Below are 14,862 nucleotides of genomic sequence, written 5' to 3' on the forward strand. Positions count from 1 at the left end.
ATGTGCCACAGCTTCCAACAAAATACTTTTAAAGGTCAAAATACCATAGACATTACCAAAAACTAATTTGTAGGACGCAACGAGTTAAAGGGGGTCACAATGAGAAAAAGAATTGTACTTGCCGCCGTTGCGCCTTTTATTCCTGCCGTCGCAATGGCACAGGGAACGATGAAGAATGCCGCGAGCCAAGGCAATCAGGCAGCCGCTTCGTCTACCGCTGAGAACAACACACCCAATTTCACGCTGCCTTCCTTGCAGGTAGTGGGAACGACCCCTCTTCAGGGATCAGGCCTGAACCGGGAGGAAGTACCCGCGGCCACTCAGGTTTATACCGGGCTTGATACCCAGAAAACCGGCCCGGCGGACCTGCTGCGTTCGCTGGAACAGCAGGGCACCGGTATTTCCTTCAATCAGGCGGTGGGCAATTCCCTTCAGCCCAATCTGATCTATCGCGGCTTTTCCGCCTCTCCGCTGGCCGGTGATCCGCAGGGCCTTGCGGTCTATGTCAACGGCACACGCTTCAACCAGTCCTTTGGCGATACGGTGAACTGGGATCTGATCCCCAGCATCGCCATTGATGAAACACAGCTGGTCGGTGCCAATCCTGCTTTCGGCTTGAATGCGCTGGGCGGTGCCCTGTCCGTGCGCATGAAGGACGGCTTCAACTATCAGGGCGGTCAGGTTGAGGTATCGGGCGGTTCGTTCGGTAATATCACCCTGTCCGGACAATATGGCGTAAAGTCCAAAGACGGCACGATGTCCGCCTATATCGCTGCCAGCGGGATGAACGAGGATGGCTGGCGTCAGCATTCTCCCTCTCAGGCGCGTCAGGTTTACGGTGATATCGGCTGGCGCAGCGACCGTGCCGAAGCGCATGTCAACGTGACCTATGCCAACAATATCCTTGTCGGCAACGGCACGACTCCGGTTGAATTGCTTGCCGCAGACCGGAGTGCGGTGTTCACCTATCCCGACCAGACCCGGAACAAATATGTCCGCGTCGTCGGCAGCACCACGGTGACAGTGACCGATGAGTGGTCGGTGCAGGGAAATGTCTATTACAGCAATCTGTCCCAGCGCACCTTCAACGGCGATGCGGCCGAGGTCGAGCCGTGCGATAATGACCCCACTCTGGTCTGTTCAGAGGATGGCCCCCCGCTGCAATCCCGTCGTGGCGGATATGTTCCGAATTTCGTACAGAACAGCCCGTATAACCAGCACGGCTTCGATTATGACGAGGGCGGCCCCTACGCTTATCTGAACCGCACCGCGACCGATACCAACGGGTTCGGAGCCTCGGCACAGGGCGTGAATACCGCCACGGTGTTCGGCCATAAGAACCATTTCGTGGCCGGTGTCAGCTATGATGGCGGGCGCAGCACCTTCACTGCCAACACTTTGATCGGCCCGCTGACCCTGGATCGCGGCTTTGGCGGCCCGAGCATCGAGGTTGATGACTCCACTGCCAATGTCCTGCCGGTGCGGGTGAACACCAGCAACGACTATTACGGTGTTTTCTTCACGGATACGTTCGACATTACCGAAAAACTGGCCGCCACCGTCTCCGGGCGTTTCAACTCCGCCCAGATCGCGCTGAACGACCAGATCGGCACCAGCCTGAACGGGCAGCATTCCTATAACCGTTTCAACCCCGCAGCCGGCCTGACCTGGAAGATCACGCGCTCCGTTTCCGCCTATGCCGGCTATGCCGAATCGAACCGCGCGCCGACCCCGGCGGAGCTTTCCTGCGCCGATCCCACCGCCCCGTGCAGCCTGACCAACTTCTTCGTCGGTGACCCGCCCCTGAAGCAGGTTGTGGCCCATACCTGGGAAGCCGGGTTCCGTGGTCATCACAAGGTCGAGACCGCCACCGTCAACTGGCATACCGGCTATTTCCATACCGGCAGTGATGATGATCTGGCCTTCGTCTCCAGCGAGACCTCCGGGCGCGCCTATTTCCGGAACGTGGGCCCCACCACACGGCAGGGCGTGGAAGCCTCGGTCAACCTGATTGCGGGCGCATGGTCGGTCTTCGCCAACTATTCCTTCACCGATGCCCGCTATGGCAGCAATTTCACGCTCAATTCCGAGGATAATCCTTACGCTGATGACGGGCTCGTCAATGTGCGCAAGGGCAACTACATCACCGGTATTCCCGCCCATGTGTTCAAGGTCGGGGTACAATGGGCCGTGACGCCCAAATGGGTCGTGGGTCTGATCGGGCGTGCCGCAAGCGGCCAGTATCTGATCGGCGATGAAGGCAACCAGAACCAGCGGACCGGCAATTACTTCGTGATGGATTTCAACACCGCCTACCAGATCACGAAGAACGTGCAGCTGTTCGGCATGGTGCGGAACCTGACCAACCAGAACTATGCCACGTTCGGCACATTCTCCCCGGTTGGTGAAGTTCCGATGCTTCAGGCTCCCAATGCCACCAATACCAGAAGCCTCAGCCCGGGCGCTCCCATCGCCGGTTATGGCGGTGTGCGCGTTTCCTTCTGAAACGGCTTGATCCTGTATCATCATGAAGGGCGGTCTCCGGACCGCCCTTTTTTGATCTCTGTCTTACCGGCTCAGGGTGAGCAGTCCTTCAAATCGGCATCGCCGATTGCAAAAGCATAGGGGCCGTCTTCCTTCGCCTCGACATCATGAACCACACAGCTCCGCCCGCGCTTCAGTTTCAGCTTCACGTCATAGCGGCCCGGCTGAATACCGAGGATTTTCAGGCGCTCATCCGCCTCAACCTCTCCATCCTTATCGTTCTTGCACTGATCACTGCCCCATGCCGTCGTACCGACAGGAGCCATCTGAAGTTTCACGATGGTGTCGGAGGTCGTATTCCAGAACCTCATTGCCTTACCCGCAGCAATTGCGCTGCCACCAGCAGTTATGATCAGGCCCAACCCGATCAGGCCGCCGAACCACAGCATGCGATATCCCCGACCAGAACGCTTCATGGGGGCAAGGGTGATTGCTGGAATTGAGTCACCTGTTTCAATTGAAATAATCATGGACTTTTGTTCCTTCCTGAAACCCATCATGCTGCGGTCTGGAGCCGGTTGGCAAAGATGCCATGCCGGTGCCGCAAAATTGCCTCAAGAATGCCTCGACGAACGGCTATCGGAAAGGGCGTCAACAAGATAATGTCCCGGCGCGGCTCATTGGGGGCCGTGCCTTTCCGAACCACCTTGCAACGGGACGAAACGATGCAAAGCAAACTGGTTCCTGCTCTCGCTTTTTCCGCTTTTGCGCTGCTGGCCTCCGGCCAGGCGCACGCGGATGGCGATGCCGAAGCAGGTAAGACCCTCTTCAAGAAGTGCGGCTTCTGCCACTCCACCGAAGCCGGCAAGAACAAGGTCGGCCCCTCCCTGGCCGCCATCGTCGGTCGCAAGGCAGGTGTCGAGCCTGGCTTCAACTACTCCGATGCCCTGAAAAGCTCCGGCCTGACCTGGGACGAAGCCACTCTGAACAAATGGGTTGAGAATCCGAAAGGCCTGGTATCCGGCACGAAGATGATCTTCCCCGGCATCAAGGACGAGAAGGATCGCCAGAACCTGATCGCCTATCTGAAGACTCTCAAGTAATCAGGTCTTCCGGGGATTGGAGGTCTGCCGCAAGGCGGGCCTCCTCCTCTGCCGTCAGGCTGCGTTCTGACGGATTTGCACCGGGCAGATTAACCTGCCTGATCATGCTGGCAGGCTTTCCACCCAGCATCATCACCCGATTCGCAAGCCTTGCCGCGTCCAGCGCCTCATGCGTCACCATTACCGTTGCCATGGTGCCGGAGCGCCAGAAACGTCGCAATAAACCCATGCTTCTGCCGATGCTGTCCTTGTCCAGCGAGGCAAACGGCTCATCCAGCAGCAGAATATCCGGTTTCGACGCCAGCGCCCTGACCAAAGCAGCGCGCCGTGCCATCCCCAACGACACGCGACCAGGAAGGCTGTCAGCCACTTCCTTCAGTCCGAGTTCTGTGAACAGACGCTCTATCAGCGCCTCATCCGGGGCAGGCATCATCAGCGCGACGTTCTGACGCAGCGTTTTCCATGGCAGCAATAAAGGTTCCTGAAACACCATGCCGATGCGCGGAAACGCACGGTTGCGGCGCTGCCTGATGCTGTAACCCGCCCAACTGACCTGGCCGGAATACGCATCATCCAGACCGGCCAGAATGCGCAACAGACTGGTCTTGCCGCAGCCTGACCGCCCCATTATGGCCAGCACATCCCCCCGGTGCAGATCAAACGAAATGTCCCTTAAAACAGGGGTTACGCCATGATTTTTGGCTTCGATCCGCACCTGCAGCAAGGTGGCGGCAGCATGTGCCTGCTCTATCGCCATGAAGAGACCCGCCGTTCCAGCACTTGCAGCACGCCCCATTCCAGCGCCTGTACGACGAGAATAAAAGCCAGCGTGTAGACCAGAATCCCGGTCACATCGAAAAGCTGGAAATACACCTGAAGCTGAAATCCGACTCCATCACTACGCCCCAGCAGCTCCACCACCAGCACGATTTTCCAGATGATCGACAGGCCGGAACGGGCCGCTGCAAAAATATAGGGTGCCAATTGCGGCAGGACTGCGTGGCGCAGGATGGCAAGGCGGCTCATACGGAAGCTGCGCGCCATGTCCAGCAGAGCCGGGTCCAACGCCCGCGCGCCTTCCCTCACCGTCACGGCAGTGTTGGGCAACTTGTTCAGCGCCACAGCCATCACCGCCGCCCACTCCGTCAGCCCGAACCAGATATAGATCAGCACGATCAACACGACGGCAGGCAGGTTGAGCAGGGCGGTGAGCAGACTGTCCATGATCGCATTGAGACGGGGCATCCTGCCCAAGGCCACGCCAATCGCCGTCCCGACCACCAGTGCAAGCGTGAAAGACTCGGCCACACGGCGTAGCGTAATCGCCAATGTTGGCAGCAAGGCCCCATGCATTGCCTGCTGCACCATGGCGACGATGACAGTGCTGGCGGATGGCAACAAGGGATCATGGGCCCAGACCGCCGCGCCCTCCCAAATCGCCAGCAGCAACACCATCGACGCGACCCGCCAGCCGAAGCCGATCTGGCCGGTGCGGGGGGCCTCTCCGCGGACAGAAAATGCGGTCAGAGCGTGACCTCCGCCAAAAACAGTCCGACCGGTATCCGCGTCGGCAGGCCGGAGGTCTCTGCACCGGGCAGGGCATGCAGGATCGTCAGCAAGCTCTGGGCCGCATCAATCTGCGCCTTGCCCCAGTGATGCGGAATACCAGCCCGGTATGCATCCCGCAGCAAGGTCAACTCACGATCGTCTTCCGCACCGGTCAGGGGGCGAATGGCCTGCCACTCCGTATCCGATGTCGCGAGAAGGGCCTGTGCCTGCGCAGCGGCCTTCAGAAATCTCTGCCCGGGCTGACCGGGGCCATTCGCCCAGGCGGAGCGAAACACATAGCCCACAAGAGGCGTATCCACCGGCAGCCCCAGCCCCGCCAGAGCATCGCCAATATGCAGCAGAACGCGCCCACCATGCGCCTCCCCCCGTGCCACGAACGGCCAATAGGTCAAGGCAGCGTCCAGTCTTCCCCGGTTCAACTGCTCGTTCAACAGCGGTGGGGCGGCAAAAAACGGGGCCAGGCTCTGCGGGTCATAACCCAGCTTGCGGGCGGCAAAAGCGCGGAAAATCAGCCAGCTTTTATCGATCGGGCCCCCAGCCACCCCTAAGCTGGCCTGTTTCAGATCATCAATCCCATGCAGCCTGCTATCAGCCCGGACCAGAATACCCCCGGATTCGCTGGAGAAAGGGGAAAATACCCAGTCTCCGCCCTGTTCGCGCTGTCGGGCCGCCCAGAGCCAATCCTGCACGGCAAGGTCGGCCGAGCCAGCCTGTAACGCCACCTGCGTGGCCTGTGATCCGGCGAGTGACAGCTCCACCAATCGAAAGCCGGCATCACGATCCAGATTATGACGCCGGATGACATCCAGCAGCCAGGAAAGGCTGCCGAAACGCAGGCTGGCAACCCTGATCTCAGGCATGGAAGGGTCCGCCGCCCGCGCGATTCCTCTATGAACGGCAAGGGACAGCCCAAGCCCGCCCGTCAGCACGCGGCGGCGGGACCAGAGCAAGGGATTCTGTATCCTGCCCGTTTCCAATAAGCTCACGGCGTTTTCCCCAAGCCTTGTGATCAAGGCGTTTTGGGTTATATCCGGCCCATATCGGCATAAATTGTCAATATTTCATGGATATTTTCACCATAAACGTATTTTTATCCCTGTTATCCATCGCCACATCAGCAGGCACATGAGATAAAGGTAAAAGCGTCTGCCAATGTTTCGGCCCCTTTATCCGGGGAAGCCGTGTGTGTGGCGGGGATGCGGAGGAAACATATGAGCTGGATCAAGCACGCGAGAAACGCGGCACCGGCACTGACCATACTGACCTGTCTGGCGGCTCTGCCGGCCGGAGAAATGCTGACGCCCCGTGCAGCGATGGCACAGGACGCGGCTGCAACGCCGGAACAGACGATCCGCATCGTCTATCTGGAGCTGCATGAAACGCGCCGGTGGCCCTCCACATGGCTGGATCAGCCTCCCGCCGATGAAGGCGTGGAAGGTGCACGTCTGGCCCTGCGCGACAATGCGACCACGGGCCGCTTCCTGAACCAGAATTACGTGCTGGACGAACAGATTCATCCAACGCCCGAGGCCGTAATACAGGCCTTCAAGGACAGGTTGAAAGCAGGTGACCGGAATTTCGTGCTCAGTGTGCCGCCTGACCTGCTGCTGCGTCTGGCGAGTCTTCCAGAAGCGAAAGACGCTCTGCTGATCGATGCGAAATTGCCGGATGACCGGCTGCGTGGCGCGGATTGCCGCCACAACGTACTGCACACCATGCCCAGCCGCGCCATGCTGGCGGATGCGCTGATGCAGTATCTGACCGTCAAAAACTGGCACCACGTCATGCTGGTCAGCGGAAAAACCCCGGATGACGCCTTATATGCCGAGGCCATTCGCCGATCGGCCAAAAAATTCCAGATCCGCATCGTCGCCGATCGCCCATGGACCTTCAACCCGGCGACACAGCAGGCGGATACGGGACATTTCCAGATCAATACCGAGGTTTCCCGTCTGACTCAGGATGTCGATTACGACGTGCTGATTGTTGCTGATGAGGCAGGCAATTTCGGTGACAGCCTCTCCTACCGCACCAACACGCCCAGACCGGTGGCCGGAACGCAGGGAATGGTGCCGGAGGCATGGGCCAGACCGTTCGACGAATATGCCAGCACGCAGTTTCAAAGCCGTTTTCTGAAACTGGCCCATCGCTGGATGACCAGTCTGGATTACAGTGCATGGATGGCAGTGCGCAGCTTCGGCGAGGCCGCCACCCGCACCGGGCAATCCGATCCGGCCAAACTGGCGGCCTATATACGCGGCGATTCCTTTGCTCTGGCCGCCTATAAAGGACCACCGCTCAATTTCAGGCCCTGGGACGGGCAGTTACGGCAGCCCGTGCTGCTGGCGGATGATCGTTCGCTGATCTCCATTTCGCCGCAGCCCGGATTTCTGCACCAGTTTTACGAAACAGATACGCTCGGCATCGACCGGCCGGAGAGCACATGTCACATGCAATGATCCGCCACCGCTTGGCAGCCGCGATTGTCAGTGCTGCGCTGGCAATCCCGCTTTTCGCCACCAGCGCGATGGCGGGCAAAATTCTTGTCTCCAATGAAAAAGACAACACCATCACGGTGCTGGATCAGGACTCTCTCAAAATCATCAAGACCGTTCCGGTGGGTGCGCGCCCGCGCGGTATCGTGCTCTCGAAAGATGGAAAAAGCCTTTATATCTGCACATCCGATGCCGATCATATCGAGGTACTCGATCTCGCCAGCCTGACCGTCAACAAAACCCTGCCGAGCGGACCCGATCCGGAGCTGTTCGCCCTCAGCCCGGATGGAAAGACGCTTTATATTTCCAACGAAAACGACAACATGGTCTCCGTGCTTGATATCGGGCAAAGCAGGATTGTCGATGAAATTCCCACCGGCGTGGAACCGGAAGGGATGGCGGTCAGCCCGGATGGGAAAACCATCGTCAACACATCCGAAACCACCAGCATGGCGCATTTCATCGACGCCAAAAGCCACAAGCCGGTGGCCAATGTGCTGGTCGGCACCCGCCCGCGTTATGCGGAATACAACAAGGATGGCTCTCTGGTCTGGGTTTCTTCCGAAGTGGCGGGTCAGGTCGCCGTGATCGATACCAAGACCCATAAAGTGATCAAGACCATCACCTTCTCAATCCCCGGCGTACCGAAAGAAGCAATCCAGGCTGTCGGCATCGCCCTCAGCGATGACGGCAACACTGCCTTCATCTGCCTTGGCCCGGCCAATCGCGTGGCGGTGGTGGATGCCCATACCTACGACGTCAAAAAATACCTGCTGGTCGGGCAACGCGTCTGGCACGCTGCGTTTTCACCGGATCAGAAAACACTTTATACCGCCAACGGTATCAGCAACGACATGTCCGTGATCGACGTGGCCGGCCTCAAGGTTCTGAAATCGGTGCCGGTCGGGCAGCTGCCATGGGGCGTGGTGGTGGCCCCCTGATGCCAACACCGTCAGCCTCTTCATCCGCCGCGCTGGCAGTCACCCGCCTCAGCCATGCTTTCGGGCCACGGCGGGTGCTGGATGATGTCACTTTCAACATTCAGCCCGGTGATTTCTCCGTCCTGCTCGGACTGAACGGGGCCGGCAAGACCACATTATTCGGGCTGATTACAAGGCTCTATCACAGCAAAAGCGGCCATATCGCCGTGCTGGGTCATGATATGCGCCAGGAACCAGGTCGTGCGCTTGCCCGTATGGGGGCGGTGTTTCAGCAATCCACGCTCGATCTCGATCTGACCGTATTGCAGAACCTGACCTACCATGCCGCCTTGCATGGAATGCCTTCCCGAGAAGCCCGCGAACGCGCCATGGAGGAACTTGGCCGTATCGGCCTTGCTGATCGTGCGGGGGATCGGGTGCGGCAGCTTTCCGGCGGACAGCGCAGACGTGTTGAGCTGGCACGGGCACTGGTACACGCACCTTCGCTGCTGCTGCTTGATGAACCAACCGTGGGGCTTGATATCGAAAGCCGCCGCTTCCTGCTTCAACATGTGCGCGGATTGTGCCGCGATCACAGTCTTGCCGTATTGTGGGCCACCCATCTGATTGATGAAGCGGATGAGCACGCCCGCATCATCGTGCTGCATCAAGGGCAGGTACTGGCACAGGGTGCGCGTGATACCATTATGCAAGACGCCGATGCCGTTGATCTCGGCACCGCGTTTGAGCGCCTGACGCGCAAGGGTCAGAATAACAAGCGGGAAAAAGCCGCATGACGACAGCGTTTTTATCACCCGGCCAGTACCTGCGCTGCATGACGGGGATTGTCCGCCGGGAGGCTTTACGCTGGGTACATCAACGCGGACGCTTTATCTCCGCCTTGGTGCGGCCTCTGGTCTGGCTGGTCGTGTTTGCCGCGGGATTCCATTTCGTACTCGGTGTCTCGATCATTCCGCCTTACGAAACCTACGTTCCCTATGAGGTTTATATCGCACCGGGTCTGGTGGCGATGATCCAATTATTCAACGGCATGCAATCGTCCCTCTCCATGGTCTATGACCGGGAAATGGGCAGCATGAAAACCCTGCTGATCAGCCCGTTTCCTCGCTGGTTCCTGCTGTTGTGCAAGCTGCTGGCAGGTGTGACGGTTTCTATTGTGCAGGCCTATATTTTTCTGGCCATTGCATGGTTCTGGGACATCACGCCGCCTTTGACCGGCTATCTGGCTGTACTGCCTGCGCTGATCATGGCCGGCTTGATGCTGGGGGCGCTGGGGCTGGTTCTTTCCTCCTTTATCAAACAGCTCGAAAATTTTGCCGGTGTGATGAACTTCGTGATTTTTCCGATGTTTTTCACATCCTCTGCGCTTTATCCGCTGTGGAGGGTCAAGGATGCCAGCACCACATTATGGTGGTTCTGCCAGATCAACCCTTTTACCCATGCGGTAGAGCTGATCCGCTTTGCCTTGTACGATAAGTTCGCCACCCAATCGGCGCTGATCGTCCTCGCCTATACCGTTTTGTTCATGGCAGCCGCCATTCTGGGCTACGATCCCGGTCGCGGGCTGATGGCCCGTCGTACGGCGGCAGATTGAAAGTGTCGAACCTCATGCTTCGCAACACCGTCTTTCGTCTGACTTCTCTGCTGCTGCTGACAACGGCGGCCACCACGCCGTCATGGTCCGCGTCTTTCGACAAGGATCCTGACTGGCCGTGCCAACAAAGGCTGGTGCCGCATGTCGCGGCAGCCACCTACTGGGCCGGAGAAGCGCCTGTTCCTTCCGCCGAGGATGCACCACAGGACAAGGCCCGTACCGCCGTGATTGCTGCCGTCTCCGACCGCTCCCTTCCGCTGGCGGATGGTCAGGCCAGGCTTGCGGCCTATGCCGATACCATTCCGCAGGCAGAGCGTAGCAAGGTGCTGGGAACCCTGTTCGCGGATATTACGGCTGCGGTCGATACGGAACGCGCATCGCTGATTTCCCGCATCAAGGAATTGGGCCGTCACCAACGCGGAATTGCCAGACAGGTGGAGGCGGTCAATGGCGATCTATCCAAATTGCCGGAAGAGCCGCAGGGCGCCGATCTGGTTAAATTCAACGACCTGAATAGTGAGCGTGGATTGCTGGTCCGCAGCTATCAGGAAACCCAGCACACGATGCGCTATGCCTGTGAAGCCCCCGCTGATCTGGAAGGGCGGCTGGCGGCCTATGCCCGGACGTTACAGGCAAAAATCCAGTCTGCGCACTAAATCCTGCGCGTCATACAGGGGTGTTAAGGCTGCTCTGGCGGGAAAACAGGCTGGTTCGGCACAAGCCGGTAACCAGCTGCTTTCCATGCCTCGGTTCCTCCCGGAAACCATGCGACATGGGGATAGCCGTAGGAGAGTGCGCGCTTGGCCGCATTCCAGCTCATCCAGCAATTGGGCAGGCAATAGAACACAAGCAGTTTGCCCTTGTCGCCCATGGTGGCGTTGGCAAGCTGATGCCGGAACCATGTATCAACGCCTGGCGGCAATGTTCCCAGTCCGATATCGGCCAGCCACAGACTACCGGGAATATCGAGGCGCGGTGGAGGCATCCATGGCGTTTCCGGCGCACTTCCTTTCGGCTTGCGAGGAGCGACCATGGCATCAATCAGGACCACCCGGCCCCGCTCGATCACTGTATGCAGCGCCTCCGCATCCAGCACGATGGCGCCTTTAAGCGTCGCGGGGGTCGGCGCCCGGAAATCCTGCATCCGGTAACCATCAGGCTCCGGCGCAGGGGATGCGGCCCCCACCAGCAAGGATGCAATCAGCCCAGCCGCAAGCCGCATCGTTCTCATGCTTTCCTCCGCCATCTTTCCTGTGGGGCCGGCTCACTGCGCGGCAGGTGCCGCTTTCGGGATGATCGGGTGGTTTTGTTCATCCAGCAACGGTACATGATAGGCCATGAGAATATCGTCGATAGCAGGCTGGTTTTTGCGCAAGGCCGCATTCAGACGACGGCGCCATTCTGTTTCATTCGGACGCACACCGAGCGCAACACGATAATCAAGCCGTACTTTTCCATCCGACTGCAAAAAATCCATATGCAGCGGCAGCTTGCCCTCGGCGATGAAATAGCCGGCGAAAGGCCCCCAGATCAGGGCCACATCGATCTTGTGATCCAGCAGATCCTGCAACATCTGGCGCGGGGGCGACTCGACACGTGTATCGACTTGCAGAGAATAGGCGGTCGCACGATCAATCAGATGAGCATGCAACAGAAGATCGGAAGGCGGGGTCGCCGCAATCAGGCCGAACCGTTTGCCTGCCAGAGAGGGATCCGTCACGGAGGTCGCAGTGAGGTGATCCTCCTGCCGCGTCACGATCATATAGGCGGAGTGATAATAGGCGCTGGTGCTGTCCATCATGCCGTTACCCGGCACGACACCAATCACAACATCACATTTTTCGGCGATCAGCGTGTTGCGCAGAAAACCAACAGTCTGTGGAAACCACGTGTAACTGACGGGAAGCGACAAGGTTTTCGCCAGCAATGTGGCAATCTTGTTTTCAAAACCTTCCCGCTTTTTATTGGAGAAAGGCATATCGGATGGATCGGCGCAGACGCGGAAAGCAGACCGACTGACCAGATCGACATCATATTGGGCAAAAGCAGGCGCATGCGCCGCACAAAACGCCAGAAAGGTCGAGACGGCGGCCAGAAACCGCAACCGCCCAGTCATGACACGACGCATGGCACGCTCCAGGAATCCTGATCCGGCGAAGCACGACGCCCCGCCGGAAAGGAAGAGGGACTGATCAGTCGTCGAAACGCTTCGGACGACCGCGGCCCAGCGCCCCGTCAGAACGGGCCTTCAGGTACATATAGATCGAATCGAGATTGTTGACGACGTCGGCGACTTCACCAAAAGCAGGCATCACGCTGTCGCTGGTGGTGGAAACATTCTTGCGACCATTAATGACGGTCTGGGTGAACGTGTCATAGCTCATGGTCTTGAGCGAGTTGGTCAGATTAGGAGCATAGGAGCTGCCGGAACCATCGGGACCATGGCAACGCAGGCAGTTATCGCCATAAAAATTGTAGCCATGAGCAATCGTCTTGTCGCCCTTGCCGTCTTTCACATGCTTCTTGTAATCCGGCGCATCATCCGCATGGGCCGCGGAAATGGCACCGCCAGCGAAAGCCACGCTGAGCAGGACGGCGGCAAGGCGTGTTTTGATGTGTGGCATGGATCGTCTTTTCCTTCCTCAGTCAAAAGGCCGTTGTCAGGGGCGACATCGGCTTTGGGACAAATTCCGCGTTATCTGCATATTTGCCCCAGACTAATTCCGGCATCCGAGGCATTTTGGACGCGATAGCAAGATAAAGAACCCCGGCGACACGTCAATGTCGCCGGGGCCAATAATCAGTCTGTCAGACGATAGCCGGCATCAATCAGTTGTCGATGCCGAATACCGTCAGCACGCCACCAAGCTGCGTGTAGTTGGCGAGCGAGCGATAGGCACCCACTGCACCCAGACCTTCAGCGTCCCCGGACAGGCCAGCGGCCATACCGATACCGGCCCAGCCACCAAGGCCGGACAGAACGGCGATATACTGCTTGCCCTTGTGCTCATAGGCATTGACGTTGCCGATGATGCCGGACGGGGTCTTGTATTTGTAGAGCAGCTTGCCGGTCTTGGCATCGACTGCCTTCAGATAGCCTTCCAGCGTGCCGTAATACACAACGCCACCAGCCGTGGAGAGCGCACCGGACCATACGGAGAACAGTTCCGGATCGGACCAGGCAATCTTGCCCTTGTTAACATCATAGGCGATGAAGTTGCCCAGATGGTTTTCGCCCGGCGGCGGATACATATTGACGGTGGAGCCGACGAAAGGCTGACCGGCGGTATAGGATACCTTGAACGGCTCATAATCCATGCAGATGTGGTTCGTCGGCACGTAGAACATGTGGTTCTGCGGATCGAACGAAGCAGGCTGCTGGTCCTTGACGCCGAGAGCGGCGGGGCAGATGCCCTTCGTGTTGTGGTCTTCACCACCCGCTTCGGTGGAGTATTTCTTCACACGATCAGGCAGGCCGGTCTTCAGATCAACGCCGGTGGCCCAGTTGACGATCGGATCGAACTTGTTCGCCTGCAGCAGCTCACCCGTCACGCGGTCAAGCACATAGGCGAAGCCGTTACGGTCGAAATGCACCAGCGCCTTGGTTTCCTTGCCGTTCACTTTCGTGTCGGCGAGGATCATTTCGTTGATGCCGTCATAGTCCCATTCGTCATGCGGGGTCATCTGATAGACCCACTTTGCAACGCCGGTATCCGCATCACGCGCGAAAATGGTCATGGACCACTTGTTTTCACCAGGACGCTGCACCGGATTCCAGGTGCTGGGATTGCCGGACCCGTAATAGACCAGGTTCAGCTTCGGATCGTAGGAATACCAGCCCCAGGTCGCACCGCCACCCGTTTTCCACTGATCGCCCTGCCAGGTCTTGATGGAGCTGTCCTTGCCAACCGGCTTGCCGAGAGCGGTGGTCTTGTCATCGAACAGGATCTGGTCATCCGGCCCGGTGGAAAACGCCTTCCAGACCAGCTTGCCGTCTTTCAGGCTGTAAGCGGTCAGACGGCCCTGCACACCGAATTCACCACCGGAGATACCAACAATCACCTTGTCCTTCACGATGAAGGGGGCGCTGGTGGAGGTTTCACCCTTCTTCGGATCGCCGTTGGTGACTTTCCAGACTTCCTTGCCGGTCTTGGCGTCGAGGGCGACAACCTTGGTGTCGGCCTGGGCCAGAATGATCTTGCCGTCACCATAAGCAACGCCGCGATTCACGGTGTCACAGCACATCACCGGAATGACTTCCGGATCCTGCTTCGGTTCGTACGACCAGATCACGCGGCCATTGTCGTTCAGATCGAGGGCGAACACCTTGTTCGGGAACGGCGTATGCACATACATGACATCGCCAATCACAAGCGGGCCGCCTTCATGGCCACGCAGAACACCGGTGGAGAAGCTCCACACCGGATGCAGCTTGCCGGCATTGGCAACCGTGATCTGCTTCAGCGCGCTGTAACGCTGATTGGCGAAATCACCGGCCTGCATGGACCAGTTGGCCGGGTTCTTGGACAGTTTCGCGAGATCTTCATTGGCACGCGCGCCATCAACCGCAGTCAGGCCGACAAAGGCTGACACGGCAACGGACATCGCAAGCAGTCGCTTGCTGGACTTCATAAAAATCCTCCCTGGGTTTGGCCGACCCCCACCAAAAACGCCCA

The 14,862-nt window shown here is 58.6% G+C and carries 15 protein-coding genes; 7 read left to right on the forward strand and 8 right to left on the reverse strand.

From position 1 onward, the window contains the following. Positions 1 to 99 precede the first annotated feature (99 nt). Positions 100 to 2,505, forward strand: a complete 2,406-nt coding sequence (locus GBCGDNIH1_RS22050; protein ID WP_011632608.1) for a TonB-dependent receptor — start codon at positions 100 to 102, stop codon at positions 2,503 to 2,505. A gap of 71 nt (positions 2,506 to 2,576) precedes the next feature. On the opposite strand, the gene GBCGDNIH1_RS22055 is transcribed toward GBCGDNIH1_RS22050, so the two are convergent. Then, the gene (locus GBCGDNIH1_RS22055; RefSeq protein WP_011632609.1) at positions 2,577 to 3,014 is read right to left on the reverse strand and encodes a hypothetical protein; all 438 of its coding nucleotides are present in this window, start codon (positions 3,012 to 3,014) and stop codon (positions 2,577 to 2,579) included. 195 nt (positions 3,015 to 3,209) lie between these two features. Between GBCGDNIH1_RS22055 and GBCGDNIH1_RS22060 the strand changes: the two genes are divergently transcribed. Next, positions 3,210 to 3,587 carry a c-type cytochrome gene (locus tag GBCGDNIH1_RS22060; protein WP_038512404.1) on the forward strand — a complete coding sequence of 126 codons (378 nt, stop codon included), beginning with the start codon at positions 3,210 to 3,212 and terminating at the stop codon, positions 3,585 to 3,587. Here GBCGDNIH1_RS22060 and GBCGDNIH1_RS22065 read toward each other — a convergent pair. The 3 genes from GBCGDNIH1_RS22065 to GBCGDNIH1_RS22075 all read right to left on the reverse strand — a co-directional run bounded on the left by GBCGDNIH1_RS22065 (position 3,580) and on the right by GBCGDNIH1_RS22075 (position 6,142). Next, complete coding sequence (locus GBCGDNIH1_RS22065; RefSeq protein WP_011632611.1) at positions 3,580 to 4,344, reverse strand: ABC transporter ATP-binding protein; 765 nt, start codon at positions 4,342 to 4,344, stop codon at positions 3,580 to 3,582. The genes GBCGDNIH1_RS22060 and GBCGDNIH1_RS22065 overlap by 8 nt on opposite strands. Next, on the reverse strand, positions 4,335 to 5,042 hold the full coding sequence (locus GBCGDNIH1_RS22070; RefSeq protein WP_011632612.1) for an ABC transporter permease: 708 nt from the start codon (positions 5,040 to 5,042) through the stop codon (positions 4,335 to 4,337). The genes GBCGDNIH1_RS22065 and GBCGDNIH1_RS22070 overlap by 10 nt, the downstream gene beginning before the upstream one ends. A 68-nt stretch (positions 5,043 to 5,110) precedes the next feature. Beyond that, a complete protein-coding gene (locus tag GBCGDNIH1_RS22075) occupies positions 5,111 to 6,142 on the reverse strand; it encodes an ABC transporter substrate-binding protein (RefSeq protein ID WP_157692030.1) in 1,032 nt (343 codons plus the stop codon). Positions 6,143 to 6,367: 225 nt separating this feature from the next. Here GBCGDNIH1_RS22075 and GBCGDNIH1_RS22080 point away from each other — a divergent pair, with 225 nt between their 5' ends. Genes GBCGDNIH1_RS22080 through GBCGDNIH1_RS22100 form a run of 5 tightly spaced genes read left to right on the forward strand, consistent with a single transcriptional unit; the run spans position 6,368 to position 10,842 of the window. After that, positions 6,368 to 7,615 (forward strand): ABC transporter substrate-binding protein, encoded by a 1,248-nt coding sequence (locus tag GBCGDNIH1_RS22080; RefSeq protein WP_025287249.1) that lies wholly within the window; start codon positions 6,368 to 6,370, stop codon positions 7,613 to 7,615. After that, positions 7,600 to 8,592: a YVTN family beta-propeller repeat protein gene (locus GBCGDNIH1_RS22085; protein ID WP_011632615.1), complete on the forward strand. Its 993-nt coding sequence runs from the start codon at positions 7,600 to 7,602 to the stop codon at positions 8,590 to 8,592. Before GBCGDNIH1_RS22080 ends, GBCGDNIH1_RS22085 begins: the two co-directional genes overlap by 16 nt. Then, positions 8,592 to 9,368: an ABC transporter ATP-binding protein gene (locus tag GBCGDNIH1_RS22090; protein WP_011632616.1), complete on the forward strand. Its 777-nt coding sequence runs from the start codon at positions 8,592 to 8,594 to the stop codon at positions 9,366 to 9,368. The genes GBCGDNIH1_RS22085 and GBCGDNIH1_RS22090 overlap by 1 nt, the downstream gene beginning before the upstream one ends. Beyond that, on the forward strand, positions 9,365 to 10,186 hold the full coding sequence (locus GBCGDNIH1_RS22095) for an ABC transporter permease (protein ID WP_011632617.1): 822 nt from the start codon (positions 9,365 to 9,367) through the stop codon (positions 10,184 to 10,186). Before GBCGDNIH1_RS22090 ends, GBCGDNIH1_RS22095 begins: the two co-directional genes overlap by 4 nt. A gap of 14 nt (positions 10,187 to 10,200) precedes the next feature. Further along, entirely contained in the window at positions 10,201 to 10,842 is a 642-nt protein-coding gene (locus GBCGDNIH1_RS22100) for a hypothetical protein (RefSeq protein WP_043453024.1), read from the forward strand. 23 nt (positions 10,843 to 10,865) lie between these two features. Here GBCGDNIH1_RS22100 and GBCGDNIH1_RS22105 read toward each other — a convergent pair whose 3' ends face one another. The 4 genes from GBCGDNIH1_RS22105 to GBCGDNIH1_RS22120 form a co-directional block, all read right to left on the reverse strand. Next, complete coding sequence (locus tag GBCGDNIH1_RS22105) at positions 10,866 to 11,408, reverse strand: PQQ-dependent catabolism-associated CXXCW motif protein (RefSeq protein WP_198353663.1); 543 nt, start codon at positions 11,406 to 11,408, stop codon at positions 10,866 to 10,868. A 42-nt stretch (positions 11,409 to 11,450) separates the two neighbouring features. Next, positions 11,451 to 12,314, reverse strand: a complete 864-nt coding sequence (locus tag GBCGDNIH1_RS22110) for a substrate-binding domain-containing protein (protein ID WP_011632620.1) — start codon at positions 12,312 to 12,314, stop codon at positions 11,451 to 11,453. A 64-nt stretch (positions 12,315 to 12,378) separates the two neighbouring features. After that, positions 12,379 to 12,810 (reverse strand): c-type cytochrome, encoded by a 432-nt coding sequence (locus tag GBCGDNIH1_RS22115; RefSeq protein WP_011632621.1) that lies wholly within the window; start codon positions 12,808 to 12,810, stop codon positions 12,379 to 12,381. A 205-nt stretch (positions 12,811 to 13,015) separates the two neighbouring features. Beyond that, complete coding sequence (locus tag GBCGDNIH1_RS22120) at positions 13,016 to 14,818, reverse strand: methanol/ethanol family PQQ-dependent dehydrogenase (RefSeq protein WP_025287256.1); 1,803 nt, start codon at positions 14,816 to 14,818, stop codon at positions 13,016 to 13,018. Positions 14,819 to 14,862: the final 44 nt, after the last annotated feature.

Source organism: Granulibacter bethesdensis CGDNIH1 (assembly GCF_000014285.2).
GTDB lineage: Bacteria > Pseudomonadota > Alphaproteobacteria > Acetobacterales > Acetobacteraceae > Granulibacter > Granulibacter bethesdensis.